The organism is Phyllobacterium sp. P5_D12, from assembly GCF_054049495.1.
The window spans coordinates 1-14,505 of the sequence record NZ_JBFUMG010000065.1 but is presented as its reverse complement, the minus strand read 5'-3'; the positions used below and the strand labels follow the sequence as shown (position 1 = coordinate 14,505).

At 54.6% G+C, this 14,505-nt stretch carries 11 protein-coding genes and 1 pseudogene; 3 read left to right on the top strand and 9 right to left on the bottom strand.

The genetic code is table 11. The features are described 5' to 3' along the window. A partial coding sequence (locus ACXJ5O_RS07125; RefSeq protein ID WP_457299277.1) for an ATP-binding cassette domain-containing protein occupies positions 1 to 1,031 on the bottom strand: 1,031 nt, incomplete at its 3' end. Between the two features lie 125 nt (positions 1,032 to 1,156). Between ACXJ5O_RS07125 and ACXJ5O_RS07120 the strand changes: the two genes are divergently transcribed. Further along, on the top strand, positions 1,157 to 1,861 hold the full coding sequence (locus ACXJ5O_RS07120; RefSeq protein WP_457299276.1) for a GntR family transcriptional regulator: 705 nt from the start codon (positions 1,157 to 1,159) through the stop codon (positions 1,859 to 1,861). On the opposite strand, the gene ACXJ5O_RS07115 is transcribed toward ACXJ5O_RS07120, so the two are convergent. From ACXJ5O_RS07115 to ACXJ5O_RS07100, 4 genes are all read right to left on the bottom strand, one after another. Then, entirely contained in the window at positions 1,858 to 2,430 is a 573-nt protein-coding gene (locus ACXJ5O_RS07115) for a DUF1349 domain-containing protein (RefSeq protein WP_457299275.1), read from the bottom strand. The two genes, ACXJ5O_RS07120 and ACXJ5O_RS07115, sit on opposite strands and share 4 nt — an antisense overlap. 23 nt (positions 2,431 to 2,453) lie before the next feature. Continuing rightward, the gene (locus ACXJ5O_RS07110) at positions 2,454 to 3,515 is read right to left on the bottom strand and encodes an ABC transporter ATP-binding protein (RefSeq protein WP_457299274.1); all 1,062 of its coding nucleotides are present in this window, start codon (positions 3,513 to 3,515) and stop codon (positions 2,454 to 2,456) included. After that, positions 3,512 to 5,026, bottom strand: coding sequence for an ABC transporter permease (locus tag ACXJ5O_RS07105; RefSeq protein ID WP_457299273.1), 1,515 nt, complete (start codon positions 5,024 to 5,026; stop codon positions 3,512 to 3,514). The genes ACXJ5O_RS07110 and ACXJ5O_RS07105 overlap by 4 nt, the downstream gene beginning before the upstream one ends. Positions 5,027 to 5,234: 208 nt before the next feature. After that, positions 5,235 to 6,254 carry an iron ABC transporter substrate-binding protein gene (locus ACXJ5O_RS07100; RefSeq protein ID WP_457299272.1) on the bottom strand — a complete coding sequence of 340 codons (1,020 nt, stop codon included), beginning with the start codon at positions 6,252 to 6,254 and terminating at the stop codon, positions 5,235 to 5,237. Positions 6,255 to 6,507: 253 nt separating this feature from the next. On the opposite strand from ACXJ5O_RS07100, the pseudogene ACXJ5O_RS07095 reads away from it, so the two are divergent. Together ACXJ5O_RS07095 and ACXJ5O_RS07090 are read left to right on the top strand one after the other, a co-directional pair. Beyond that, a pseudogene (locus ACXJ5O_RS07095) lies at positions 6,508 to 7,257 on the top strand (DUF1868 domain-containing protein). Between the two features lie 143 nt (positions 7,258 to 7,400). Further along, entirely contained in the window at positions 7,401 to 9,200 is a 1,800-nt protein-coding gene (locus tag ACXJ5O_RS07090) for a GGDEF domain-containing protein (RefSeq protein ID WP_457299271.1), read from the top strand. 42 nt (positions 9,201 to 9,242) lie between these two features. Here ACXJ5O_RS07090 and ACXJ5O_RS07085 read toward each other — a convergent pair whose 3' ends face one another. From ACXJ5O_RS07085 to ACXJ5O_RS07070, 4 genes are all read right to left on the bottom strand, one after another. Beyond that, on the bottom strand, positions 9,243 to 10,625 hold the full coding sequence (locus ACXJ5O_RS07085; protein ID WP_457299270.1) for a virulence factor family protein: 1,383 nt from the start codon (positions 10,623 to 10,625) through the stop codon (positions 9,243 to 9,245). Next, positions 10,622 to 13,243 carry a bifunctional lysylphosphatidylglycerol flippase/synthetase MprF gene (gene mprF, locus ACXJ5O_RS07080; RefSeq protein WP_457299269.1) on the bottom strand — a complete coding sequence of 874 codons (2,622 nt, stop codon included), beginning with the start codon at positions 13,241 to 13,243 and terminating at the stop codon, positions 10,622 to 10,624. Before mprF ends, ACXJ5O_RS07085 begins: the two co-directional genes overlap by 4 nt. Positions 13,244 to 13,430: 187 nt before the next feature. Then, positions 13,431 to 13,910 carry a hypothetical protein gene (locus tag ACXJ5O_RS07075; RefSeq protein ID WP_457299268.1) on the bottom strand — a complete coding sequence of 160 codons (480 nt, stop codon included), beginning with the start codon at positions 13,908 to 13,910 and terminating at the stop codon, positions 13,431 to 13,433. A gap of 302 nt (positions 13,911 to 14,212) precedes the next feature. Then, a partial coding sequence (locus tag ACXJ5O_RS07070) for a fumarylacetoacetate hydrolase family protein (protein ID WP_457299267.1) occupies positions 14,213 to 14,505 on the bottom strand: 293 nt, incomplete at its 5' end.

Genomic DNA, 14,505 nt, shown 5'->3' with positions numbered 1-14,505 from the left:
CCCCTGGCCACCGACCCTCCGGGTGTGAGGGACTGAGCATCAGAACTCGCCCCAGCACGTTGAATCGAACCTGAGCGCTTGCCAATTGCAGAACCGAATATGAGTTCCAGAACTTCGGTCCGGCCAGAACCGAGGAGACCGCCGATGCCCAGTATTTCACCGGCATGAACGTCGAAACTCACGTCATCGACCAYACCGTGAATCCGGCCGCGCGAGTTCGGTCTCTGAAGGCCGAGATTTTTGACGGACAAGACGACCGGATTGCTGGTCACTGATGCTTTCTTTTCCTGCTTTTTCAGCTCGCGTCCAACCATCATCCGGATCACATCGCGCTCACTGATTTCGCCCGAGCGCCGCGTAGCAATAAAGTTGCCGTCACGCAGCACAGTGATCTTGTCCGCCAGAGCGAAAACTTCGCTCATACGGTGTGAGATATAGACAATCGCCACCCCTTGGCGTGCCAGTCCGCGAACGAAGCTGGCTAGGCGCTGTGCCTCCGCTTCCGACAAGGCGGATGTGGGCTCGTCAAGCACAAGCACATCCGCATCCAGGGAAAGCGCGCGTGCAATCTCCACGAGTTGCTGCTCTCCAACACGCAAATTCTCGACATCCGCACGTGGGTCGATATCAATGCCGAACCTTGCGAGAATTTCTGCACTTCGGGCTTCGATTTCCCTGTAGTCGATAAACAACCCGGCTTTGAGCGGTTCCCGTCCCAGAAAAATATTCTCTGAAACGCTGAGGCTTGGAATAAGATTGAGTTCTTGGTGGATGATCGCGATGCCATTGCGCTCCGCTTCTTTGGGCGTCGCAAAATCGACATCGCGTCCACGAACAGTCATCTGCCCGCCGCTTCGACGATGAACACCGCTCAAAACCTTGACGAGTGTTGACTTGCCCGCACCGTTCTCGCCCATTACGGCATGGATTTCGCCAGCATAGATATCAAGATCGATGCTTCGCAGGGCCACGACGTGAGCAAAGGATTTGCTGATCCCGCGTAACGAGACGATTGGGGACTGGCTCTCCAAAATGCTCCTCCCAAAACATTCTTTCAAGTTGGTGTGTAACATGTTAGATGTTATTGGATCAGAGTCAAATATTTTAGTTTTGAGCGTTCATCGGATTTTTGTAGAACAACAATGGGGGTCTGAACTTGCAGCTTCGTTCTCCGAGCAAAAACTTCAAAGAGCAAAAAGTTGTCTCGGTCACGCGCAAAGACCAAGTTTACACAATATTGAGACAGGCGATCATTTCGTCGCAATTGTCACCAGGCGAAACCATTCGCAAGGAGCTTGTTGCGGCGCAGTTAGGTGTTTCCCGCACCCCGGTCAGCGATGCAATAAACCGGCTCGCGGATGAGGGCCTTGTTGAGATTTACCCGCAGACAGGAACCTTCGTTGCGCGGCTTTGGCTCGATAAGATCGAAACGGCGCAATTCGTCCGCGTCGCGCTCGAGACAGCCGCGATTCGCCGCACTGCGGAACGCGCAACCCCTGAGACCATCGCTCGTTTTCGGCAGAATCTGGAACGTCAGCGAAAGGCCGCCGATAAGCAGGATTTTGAACAGTTCTACGAACTCGACGAAGCGCTGCATGACCTTATTTGCGATGCTGCAGGACTAGTGGGGTTGCGCGAGATCGCTTCAAAGGAACGCAGTCAGATCGATCGCGTCAGAAGACTTTTGCTTCACTACGAAACCCGGATGATCGAGACTTTGGCAGAGCATGAGGCGATCATCTCGGCCATCGCCGACAAGGATCCCGACAAGGCCGCCAAGACGATGGAAGCACATATAGCCCAGATGGGCAAAATGCTCTTGCATCTCAGAAATAAACGCCCGGAATTATTCGGGAGCTAGTCGTGAAGATTGCGCGAAATGGCAGGGCCGACGGTCAGACCGCGAAACGTCGCCTCGAAACCGCCTCGTTCGGGTGAGCACGCCATGATACCTGCTGAAGCGTTACCCGATGAAAACGGAGCCAGACGGGCGAGTTGCCATGCTCCACCATTGACCGCGAACTGCACGCGTACTGCGTTCCCGTGACGCGTCAGTCGCACGTTTATCTCATCTTTAGTACTCGAACCATGAAGGGGGATGACAGACCAATCTGACGTACCGTTGGTGACGACAACGCTGAAATGCATCAGTCCATCCGTGTATTCGATACCGGTCTTAATCCAACGGTGCGGGTCGATGCGCAGCATCAACCCTGCTTGATCGTAGAGCTTTTGATAATCACCGCAAACCGTAACGCTGGCTGTAAAATCACCACTGACCGGCGTCAAATAAGCATGGCCATTGTCACGCTCGAAATCGTAAAACGTCTGCTGCCAGAAGTCGGTGTTTTCGTTGGTCGCGAGGTGGAGTTCGTCGGCATCGCCGCTGAAGGCCGCCGGTTCATTCAACCAGCTGAATAAATTGCCCATGGATCCAGATCTCGCACTTATGTTTATTCGAAGACATGTGCCTTACCAAGCACGACTATCTGAACACGACTTCCCACTGCCGGCAAATTGATACTTGTCGTCTTGATTACCAGTAAAGGCTTATCGAGCGTATCGTGACTCTTACCGGCCAGTGAGATGGCGATAGAACAAGAAGCACCGCCGAATTCAGTCCGGGTGATATTCCCGTAAAAACCCGTATCATCGTTGGTGTCAGCAGAGACCGGAGAAAGAACCACCTGCTCCGGCCGGAGCATGATCTTCGCAGGACCTGAGTGAAGTGAATTGGATTCTATACGGCCGAGTGGGCAAACGGCCCAGCCATCGTTGAGCTGGGCATCCAGGATGATGACGTCACCCAGAAAGGCGGCAGTGTATGGATCGCGGGGATTCATATAGAGATCTTCGGGTGAACCTACTTGCAGAAGCTTGCCCTCCCGCAAAATGGCAACCTGATCAGCAAACGAGAGAGCTTCGGCCTGATCGTGGGTAACCAATATGGCGGTGATCTTCTGAGTATGCAGCACCTCGGCCACCGATGTCCTGATACCTTCGCGGAGACCCGCATCCAGAGCAGAAAACGGTTCATCGAAAAGCATTAGTTTCGGCTGTCTGGCCAGTGCGCGAGCGAGTGCAACACGCTGTTGCTGACCTCCTGACAATTGATGCGGACGTCTATCCCGCATAGCCGGTGTGAGTTCGACCAGATCCATCAGGGCCAGAATGCGTTTGTCGCGTTGCGGAGTATTTCGTTCGAGCCCAAAGCCGATGTTGTCGCTGACAGTCAAATGCGGAAATAAGGCACCATGTTGTGCGACGATGCCGATACTGCGACGATGTGCAGGCACCAAGGCCGGCCCGTTCGCCAGAACATTTCCGTCCAACACGACCCGACCGGTATCAGGTCCTTCGAACCCAGCGATCAAACGCAGCAACGTCGTTTTGCCAGACCCGGAGGAGCCGACAACAGCGGTGCGACTGCCTGCTGGTACATCGATTGTGACATCGTCGAGAGCAACAACTTTTCCGTAACGTTTGCTCATGCTAGTGACCGTTAGAAATGTCATCGTCCGCCCATTCTTTTCGATTGTGCGTAAAGCAGAAGCGTCATGGGCAAGGACAAGAGCACCATCATGAGCGCGTAGGGTGCTGCACCCACATAATCAATCTCGCTGGTGAGCGACCAGAACTGCATCGCAAGCGTCCGGGTGCCATTTGGTGCCAGCATCAGCGTCGCCGTCAATTCGTTGGTTATTCCCAGGCCTACCAGCGCCATACTGACCGCAACGCCAGGAGCAGCAAGACGCATGGTAATCTGCCTGACTGCCTGTGCGGGTGACCGCCCAAGCGCCATGGCTGCCTGCTCAAGCTCGACCGGCACCTGCGCAATACTGGTGCGCAAGCCAACGAGCGACCTGGGAAGAAACAGCAGGGCATAGGCGAGGAGGAGCGTAAATACTGTCTGATAAAGAGGAAGCGCGACGCGTACGGTTACAGTCACCAGCGCCAATGCTACCACCACTCCCGGCAAGGATCCGACATAGTAGTGACACGCCTCCATAATCCGTTGAAAGCGGCCCGGCGCTCGAACTGAAAGCCAAGCCATTGGCACGGTGATGATCGTGGTCAGGAGAGCGCCTGCAACCGCAAACATGATGGTTTGGCCAAGAGCCATGCCAATCAAGTCCAAGCGCCAGGTGTCTATGCCGCCGAGAGACAGCCAACGGGTGAGAGTGACGAATGGAACGCCGAGAGACAGCCCGGCTGTGATCAGGCAAATCAGAAAGGCGGGTATCGCCAGCAAACCCAATCTGTGTTTGACCGGATCGCGTGCAGCACCCGAGCCGACCCGGGCATAGCGTTCATTGCCTCGCAAAAGTGCTTCAAGGCCCAAAAGGCCGAAGCAGCAAACGACCAACACGCCACCGAGCATATTGGCCGCGGGACCATTAAAGGCCGACTGAAACTGATCGACAATGGCCGTCGTGAACGTATCGAAACGTATCATGACGTAGAGACCATATTCGGCAAGGAGATGAAGCCCGATGAGCAACGAGCCCCCGCAAATAGCGAGACGCAATTGGGGTAACACTGCGAAAAAGAAGACACGCCATGGACCGTTGCCCAGCGAAGCGGCTGCGTCCTCAATTGCCGGATCCAGCCGACGGAGCTGGGCCGAGACCGGCAGATACAGGAATGGAAAGTATGCCAAAACCGACACCAGAACGCCGCCGAAAAGCCCATGCAAGCCGGGTATCAGGCTGACCCATGCGTAGCTTTGCACAAAAGCGGGGACTGCAAGTGGTGCAACTGCGAACCAGGACCAGATGCGTGCACCGCGCAAATCAGTGCGCTCAGTGAGCCATGCAAGCGTGACTGCAAGAATGATGGATATCGGGATCGTGACCGCCACCAGCAGTGCGGTATTGATCAGAAGCTCACCCACCCGTGGGCGGAAAATCAGGGTCGAGGCGGTTTCCCAGCCAGTCTGTATGCCGATCCAGATGACAAACCCGACGGGCAGCAGTGAGACAAGCGAAACGATCGCTGCTGCCAGAACCACAGGCGCATTCGACATCCAACGGCGCCGGATAAGCGGGTGGGAAGCTTGGAGAAGTTCGCCTGGCTGGTAAAGTGACTGGCTTGGCGGCAATGTAAATTGCTTTCATTGTTGCAGCTACAGGTCAGTCAACACCGACTGCAACTGCCTGGAATTGGACGACATCCCCCGATGGACGCACCGGGGATGCCGCTGGCGAACTGTTAGCTCGACCGGCGTGTTACGGCTAGAGCAAACCAGCAGCGGTCATCAGATCGGTGACCTTTTTGCTATCGAGCTTCGACGGCTCGACTTTAGGGGCTTGCAGGTCAGCAAGCGGAACCAGTTTGGGGTTGGATGCGGCTCCCTCACCTACGGCATATTCGAAGGATGTGCCGTCTCGCAGGATCTCCTGGCCGCCTTTGCCGGTAACCCATTTTACGAATGCCTGTGCCTGCTCCTTGTGCTTGCTGGAGGCTAAAACGCCGCCACCCGAGACGCTTACGAATGCGCCCGGATCTTCATTCTTGAAGTAGTGTGAGGCGATGTTTTTGCTGTTCTCTCCGGTCTTGGCCTGATCACCAAAGTAATAATAGTGGTAGATAACTGCACCCTCGACTTCGCCGGCATTGACGGCCTTCATGGCCGTGCTGTTGCCCTTGTAGGGCGTGAAGTTTTCCTTCATGGCCTTCAGCCATGCAGCAGTCGCTTCTTCGCCCTTGAGCTGGAGAAGTGCACCAACAATTGCCTGGAAGTCAGCGCCGGATGGTGATGCAGCCCAACGGCCCTTCCAGCTAGACTCTGCGAGATCCAGCAACGACTTCGGCAGCTTGTCCTCGGTCAGCTTGTTCTTGTCATAGACGAAAACGGTAGAGCGGGCCGCAACACCGACCCAATGACCATTGGCCGGACGATAATTTTCGGGCACCTGAGCAAGCGTATCGGCGTTTAGCGGCTCGAACAGGTTAGCGTTGTCGACGAGCGCCATCCCCGGTGAATTTTCGGTGAGGTATACATCCGCAGGTGAGGCAGCGCCTTCCTGGACAAGCTGGTTCGCGAATTCCATATCGCTACCGTTGCGCAAGGTCACCTTGATTCCCGTTTCCTTGGTGAAGCCAGCGGCCCAGGCTTCGGTCAGGCTTTCGTGTTGTGCGTTGTAGACAACAATGCCTTCCGCATCACTCTGTGCCGTTGCCAGCATTGTTGAGCCAGCAAGACCGGCAGCGAAAGCCACGACTCCAGCCAAGGATGATAGAGAGAATTTCATGGCGACCTCCGTTTTTATGAGCATGCAGCTTGGACAGCTACACTTGCTTTCCGATAATCATTTATGATGAAAATTGTCAACTTATATTGCATTGGGAACGGTTGCCGCATGCACCAGCGATTTTTGCTGCACGTGATTCCATTCATATCGCTGACAAATACATCGGGCAAATTGCGCTCACTGTGCGATTCGCACGGGCTCCTAATTACCGAACCGCACGCGCTCAACGCGAACCGCATGCCATGGAATTTGTATGTCCCAATCCATCAAACCGTCCCTCGCCCGATACGCCGCCAGCAGCAATTTCGACACGCCCCGCCATTTGGGAACACGCTATGATGTGATGGGAACCTTCCTGCGGGAACCGGGTAATACTGTTGTCTGTCATCTGGTGGACGCCTCGGCCTCCGAGCGTGCTGTGATTGAGGTGCGGGACCGAATGCTGTCGATGCCCGATTCCGGCAAACTGACGTTCACGCCTGTGTCCAGCCTGCACATGACGTTGTTTCAGGGGATCATCGAATATCGTCGCGCGCTGCCATATTGGSCGCAGGATGTTCCTCTCAATACCGGCATTGACGAGATGACATGACTATACCTGGATCGTCTCAGGCAATTCGAAAGCCTCGGGTCGTTCCAAATCAAGGTGATCGACGTCACTCCTGTGGGTCTGACCCTCAGCGGGGCAACTTCGGAAGACGAAGCTGTCATAAAGAAATGGCGCGACGCACTCGCCGTTCCGTTCGGCTACCGCCATCCGGATCACGATGCMTATGTCTTTCACATCACCTTCGCTTATCCCGTTGACTGGTTGGATGATGACCGTCTCCCCGTCTGGCAAAAGCTGCTGGACGAGTGTCTGCTCTATCTTGAGAGGACAGCGCCCATTATCGAAATTCACCCACCCGCCTTTTGCAGCTTCAAAGACATGAACCACTTCGAAGAACTGCTGGTTCTGGGCAACAGGCATCATCAAGCATCTGCGTTGAGCATGTCAAAATAAGCATGCGCATCACCTTCCCGGTTGCGCGACTGTCGGACGCCGGCGCCCGTAACTTCATAAAACTGTCATATTTGGGAAACGGAAAATTGAAGGGTCAAGGGAAATATAAATCTAAATGATTACCTCTTCCCCGGAGTTTCCCCATGAGTTTTCGTCCAGCCGAAATGTTGGTTTTGCGTCGTTTTGGCGATGATCAGCTCGTTACACTCGCAAAACTAGCTGTCGAAACCGCCTTTCAGCCCGTTGTTGAAGCGGCAAGCGGCGCAACATTTGGCTATGAATCGTTGATGCGTGGCTATGACCGACTGGGCTTCCAATCGCCTTTGGAACTCCTGGACAAAGCTCACGACGTCAATCAATTGCTAGAGCTTGAGCAAATGGTAAACAGTCGCGCCTTTGCCGAGTTCGGCGGACTACCCGGCTATAGCCAGCGAATGCTCTTTATCAACATGGATGCAAGGCTCGTTGGCCTCGGCAGCGATATCGTGGAACGACTCACCAATCATTTAACCAAAGCGGGGATACGCCTCTCCTCAATCTGCTTCGAACTGTCCGAACGCTTCGACAACGCACAGGATCCGGCATTTTCTGAACTCATCAAAAAGCTGCGCCATTCAGGTTTCAAGCTGGCCATCGATGATTTTGGTGTCGGCTTCAATGGCCTTAAGCTGCTCTGCGACTATGCAACGGACTATGTCAAAATCGATCGCCATTTCGTGTCAAAGCTGGATTCTACACCGCGCAAACGGCACATCGTCAAACAGATCGTTCAGACAGCGCATATGCTTGGCGCCAGGATCATCGCTGAAGGAGTTGAAACCGAAGCAGAATTTGTAATCTGCCGGGAACTTGGCTGTGATCTGGTGCAAGGATATTTCATCGCACGCCCTACCACGCATTTTGGAGAACTACAGGATTCGTATCCTCATCTCGGACAGGCGGGATCCTTACGCAGGCAGACCACAACGCTGGACAGCATCCTGATCAGAGCGCAGGTACAGCGCCTGCCTGCCGTGCGAGAAAATGATGATCTCGACAAGGTCTTCGAGCTTTTCCGCAACAACCCGCTACAAAGCTTCTTTCCCATCCTTGGTGCTAATGACGAGCCACGCGGCGTACTGCACGAGCATCATGTCAAAGGGAGAATTTATCACCCATTCGGTCGTGACCTATTGAAGAACCGCATCTATCAGCGCGGGATCGCACACTTCGTTACCGAGGCCCCCATTGCAGATATCAATACGCCTGCGGAGCAAATGCTTAAAATCTTCGCTGGCATGAATGGCAGCGATTGCGTGATCCTGACAGAAAATCTTCGTTATGCGGGCGTGCTTTCAGCGTCCTCGCTTTTGAAAATCATCAATGAAAAGCTACTCAAGACGGCCCAGGACCAGAATCCGCTAACCAGCCTTCCGGGTAACAGATCCATTCGCGACTATGTCCAGGATGTCATGCGCGACGGCTCCGACGCGCGCTATTTCTGCTATTTCGACTTCGACAATTTCAAGCCCTTCAACGATCACTTTGGCTTTCAGAAGGGCGATCTCGCCATTGCTCTTTTCGCCTCTTTGCTCAGACACCATTTCGTCGGAGAAGATAAATTCCTGGGCCATGTCGGTGGCGATGACTTTTTCGTCGGCATAACAGGAGGAACACGCGGCGAGCTGGAACCAGTATTGACACAACTGTTGCTAGATTTCAGCGTCAAAGTCCGCGAACTTTACAGCCCGGAAGACCGCGCAGCTGGTGTTATCCTCGCCCATGACAGGACGGGMGGCGAACGTCTATTCCCACTGATGCGCTGCAGCGTCGCCGTACTGGAAATCGCGCAAGGCCATATGCAGGTCGACGTAAACCGCGTTAGCGCATCAATCGCCGCCATCAAGGCTTCGGCAAAGGAAAGCGTGACAGGTCTGGTTTTTAGCGGATTGAGCGAAATGTAGCGTCGCGGCCCACGGACAGAAGCCGGGGCCGCGACATGGTTGTTACTTTGGCTGCCGCGATGCAACAGCTTCCATCAGCTTGCCAGCAAGCATCTCATATTTCTCATCATAGTGATGGTCGCCGGCAAGCTCGATCTTCTGAACTGCAGAAAGCGATGCAGCCGTGCACGCCGTGTCATCCTCTTCCGAACCATAAACGCATAGGACCTTGTCCAGCGGCAGCTTCGCAACTGCCGGCGCTACCTCATTGTCGCCGCCCAAGCCAAGCCACGCACCAACAGAAACCTGGAACGGCGTGGTCTCTTCCGTGCCGATCAAGCCGACAAGACTGATGCGGTCTTGCAGCTGTTTCGGCAGAAAGGGCCAAGAGAACGGGATCGTATTGGCGCCGAAGGAATAGCCGAGCAAAACCACGGGCAATTTGCCGGAGGGGTCAGCCTTGGCGACAATTCTCGTAATGTCCTTGGCAATGTCTTCCGGTTTGCGCAGCGACCAGAAATAGCGGAGCGAATCTACGCCGACGACGTGCACACTCCTTTTCGCGATGATATCGCCAACGGACTTGTCGATATCACGCCAGCCGCCATCGCCGGAGAAGAATACCGCGAGGTATTTAGCCTGGCCATCAGCGGCAGGAACATCGATGGTGGGCAAGGCCTCCGCTGAAGCATCTTCCTTGGCAATATCGACTGCTGCATCAGCCGCTATTACAAACCGCTCAGCTTTGGTGGCACCAATTTTTTCCTGCGCTAGAAAAAATCCGGCACTCGGAGGACCCTTGGGATCAGTGTCTGGCTTCTCCCGCACAATCGTCGCCGGATTGGGTAGATCGGCGTMATAGGAGTAGCTGAACCCCTCGCCCGGAACGGCTTCGTAGTCTGCACCTTCGCATGAGGGAAGCTTCGTTTTGAGCGCTACTGATGGATCGACTGAAACCGCGCCGGCAAGCGTGGCCGCCGGAGCATCGGACATCGAAGCGTAGGCCATGACACCACCCTCGCCGATACCGATAACCACCGGATGCATATAGGTATCGACGGCAATCTGGCGCTGAGCTTCCTTTGCTATGCCTTCAAGATCGGAAACAAAATAGGTGCAATCGCCCGTGTCTTGATCGAGTTCCTTGCGCCATTTCTCCAGGTCAACCGTCAGTACGAGAAAATCGCGATCCAGCAGCAGTTTCGTCAAGGTTTCATCATCAGCGCCAAGTCCACCTTTCTGTGACACCACGATAGCAATACCCGTCGGCTTGCCAGACGGTTTCAACAGCGGGACGTCGTTAAGACGCTCCGACGAAATGAGAATTCGGCTGCCCGAAGACCCGAAACCAAATCGAGGGAAAAAATGAAGCGCTGCGGAGAGACCCACGCTAACGAGAACAAGTGCAAGTATGGCGAAGAGGTAGGGCCTGCGAATGAATTTCATCGTTTAAAGACCTCGAAGGGGCTGCCGCTCACCAGGTTTGTCGCATCGATCAGCGAACGAGGTGTCGCGAGGCCCGGGGGGCAAATCAGATAATAGGGAGTCCATTTCGGGCCGAACTTATCCTTGAAAGCGCGCAGTCCGTCAAACCGGTAAAATTCAGCGCCGCGGCGGTAAATAAAAGAACCGATACGATTCCACCGGGAGGCCAGATGGCTATCGGAAAGGCCTGACAGGGGCGCAGCCCCGAGATTGAACCAGCGGTAGCCTTCGCCCTTCGCAGCCATCAGGAGATTGGCGAACAACCCATCCATGATGACGCTGGACGCATCAGGCACATGCCGCATCAGATCGACGGCAATTTCCTGATTACCTGCACCGCGCCACACATTGGCAAAGGCCACGATCGCGCCTTCCTTGCGCAGGACCGCGATGTCGAAGTGTGAAAGGTAGGCATTTTCGAACGAACCGAGCGAGAAACGCTTCTCGGAACCAGATTTCATTTCGAGCCAGGCATCGGACACGGCGCGAAGTTCATCCATGCTATCCGCGGTTTGGCCCTTTGGAAGGATTTCAAAACTGATCCCTTCCTTTTCCAAGCGCCGGGCGGCGTAGCGCAGGGGCTGGCGCTTGGAGCCCTCAAGCGAGAAATCGCTGAGATCAACGCGTGCAACTTCGCCGAGCTTCAGGGCAGTCAAGCCCATGTCCAGGAACAGAGGCAGTCTTTCCGGCCCCACCCCATAGAATACCGTTCTAGTACCGGTGCGATCTGCCAGTCCTCGAAAAGCCCAGGCCAGATCGGCAATCACATCATCGCTGCCCACTGGTTCCCCCATTGAAACCAGACTTCCGCCCGAACGGGCATACATGACAAAGCCTTTGCCTTTGGGATCCATCAGGAAGCGCTTATCACCAAGCAAAGCAAGCGCATCCGAAGCGCTCGGGGACATTGCAACGAGATCGGGCACCTGTTCCGGAATGGGCTGGGCGCGCAGTTTGCTCCGGCCAACACCATTGATGATCGTATTGATCGTTATCGCCGCGAGAACAGTCAGGATGAGTACAGAAACACGAAGGAAACGCGATGCCTGTGCATCCCATGCAAACTCCCACCACAGTTCATTCGCATATTCGACATGCCGATAGGCGAAAAGGCCGAGCCAGAGAATGGCAAACGCCGTTGTGCCCACGCTGGCCAGCCAGCCCCAGGACAAGCTGAAATGTTCCCCCAGCGGTTTGCGATAGAATGAATCGCGAAACAGCAGTAGCGTGCCGGCCATCAAGGCAAGCATGAGCGCTTCTTCCCAGGCAAGGGCCTTGGTCAGTGCGAAGACCGCCCCGAAGCTGAAGAGGATCAGCGCAAGGAACCAGGCGCGCCAGAGACGCCGTGCGAGGCCCCGCGCGACGATCAGCAAGGCCAACCCGACGAAACTCGCGCCAAGATGCGACATTTCCAAAAATGGCATAGGCAATATGTCAGCAAGCATTTCCAGCCGGTGGTGAAGATCGGGAATGACCGCGGAAATCAGCAGAACGATACCGCCAAGAAAGGCAATACCGGCCGAGAGTGGCGGAATCAGCGGCTCAAACATTCGCACAGCGGAAATGGTTGGACCGGCGATGAGATGGCGGCGGCGCAAGACTTCAGAAACGACGAAACCTGCTATCGCTACCAGAAACGGAATGAGGGTATAGATGACGCGGTATGCGACAAGCGCCGCTATGGCGTCGGGGTTTTGCCCCAGCCCAAGGCCCGCAACAATAGTTGCTTCAAATGCACCGATGCCGCCGGGTGCATGGCTGATGATACCAAGAGCAACAGCGACCACATAGACAAGAGCAAACGCAGGAACACTGTTCACAGAGCCCGCCGGAAGCAGGACATAGAGCGTCGCAGCCGCCGCAGCCACATCGACCAGACCGGCCAAGATCTGCAGCAGGGCGCCCTGCGACGAGGGCAAGCGAACAGATAGCCGGCCTATGTTAAGCGTGCGCTCGCGGCGAGAAAGCCAGTACAACAGGACCGCCACCGCAAGGAGAACCAATATACCGATCAGTTGATCGAGAACCGGTCCGAACGATAATATCCAGGGTATCCGTGAGGGATCGATGACAAGGGCCACAGCAATCAGGATGGTGAAAGCAAACCAGATCGCCATCCAGGAGGTACCGATAATCCGGCCAATATCGGCAATATCGATGCCTTCTGCAGCATAGACACGATAGCGAAGTGCACCGCCGGTGAGCAGGGAAAATCCAAGAGCGTTCGAGATTGCATATCCCGCACCACCCGCCATCGCTGATATGTGATAAGGCACCCGCCCCGGTGCGATGGTTTCGACGGCAACCACATCATAGAGCGCAACGGCGGCGAAACTCACAAATGTAAAGAATAGCGCAGTCAACAGGACGCTGCCTGGTATGGCATGGAGAGACTGCTTGACATCACGGATCGAAATGCCGCTGGAAAGATGATCCAGAACCAGCAAGCCGATCACGGCAACGGCAATTCCGAAAAACGCGAACAACGCGGATTTTGTCTTCTTGCCCCACGGCAGTCTTGACTGCGCGCGAGCTTCGATCCTGCGTGTTTGCTTGTCGTTGCCAGGAATGGACGTCATAAGGGGTTCCGGAGCCAGAAACGGATTAAAGTAATTTTGATTTCACCATGAAATTGTGACGGCGTCATTAGCCCTGCAATAATGGCGGGATTGAGCCGAGAAAAGGCAAATTAAACAACACCCGCATCAACGCCGGTTAAACACGTTGGACCTGTTATTTGAATACTGGTGATAGAGGCGATTCGACTTAAGCTGCATCCAGGACCAGGTGGCGATGGCTTCCCGGTGCTTTGACACGACCAACGGCGGCTGATGGTGGTTTTAGTCCCATGCCTTCAGCAATGGCTGTTGCAACAGAATTGCTGTTCTGAACGAGAAAGGAATAACGCAGCTTGGACACCCGGATCCGCTCGGCAACATCCACTGCTGTGCGCCAACGCGCGGCGATGGATGACACACTACCTTCCAGAAGCAGCGTAGTGAGCGATGTAGGCCGCACATAGAATTCAGGACAATATACGAGGTCGCGTTTCGCATAGTCAGTGACCACCGCAGTCAGAGGCCCGCGAATCGCGCAATAATTGAAACTGCCATCCGCATGGGCAGCACCACCATTGATTTCGTAGAGTGGCCTGCCGGTGTCATCGGTCCAGACAACAAAATTATGGCTGACAATCCCCGCGAAACGCGGGATTGGATAGGAGCCAAAAAGAATGCGATGGTTCATGGGACGTGACTTTAAGTGACAGAATTATGACTAAGGAAGTTCCTCAATAGAGCATTTTTCAGCAAAGACAATACTCAGGTCTTTCACAGAATTTTGAGCTTTTTATACTTAGCCGACACACTACCACTGCAGTTGAAATCAACAACGGGGAATCCCCGCGGAAACATCCATTTCTCCCCCAAAACCGAATTATTTGTTGGAACATTTACGGCGTTTCCCGAAAATAATATGATGAAATTTATTTTGCCTGTTTTGCAGATTGGCAGAAGCAACTGTTTCATTTCGTTGACAAAACATCAGCGTCAGACAACACGCACGCGTATTTCACCAATTCCGTCCACACCTCCGATCATTTCGTCGCCAGGCAAAATCGCGCCCACGCCCGCTGGAGTACCCGTATAGATGAGATCACCGGCTTGCAGCGTAAATAGTGTCGAGAGGTAGCTGATCGTCTCCGGCACTTTCCAAATCATTTGATCCAGGTCGCCGCGCTGTCGCTCAGCTCCGTTGACTTTCAACCAGACTGCTCCCTTGGCCGGATGACCGATGTGTGTGGCAGGCACGACAGCCGAACAGGGCGCAGAAGCTTCGAATG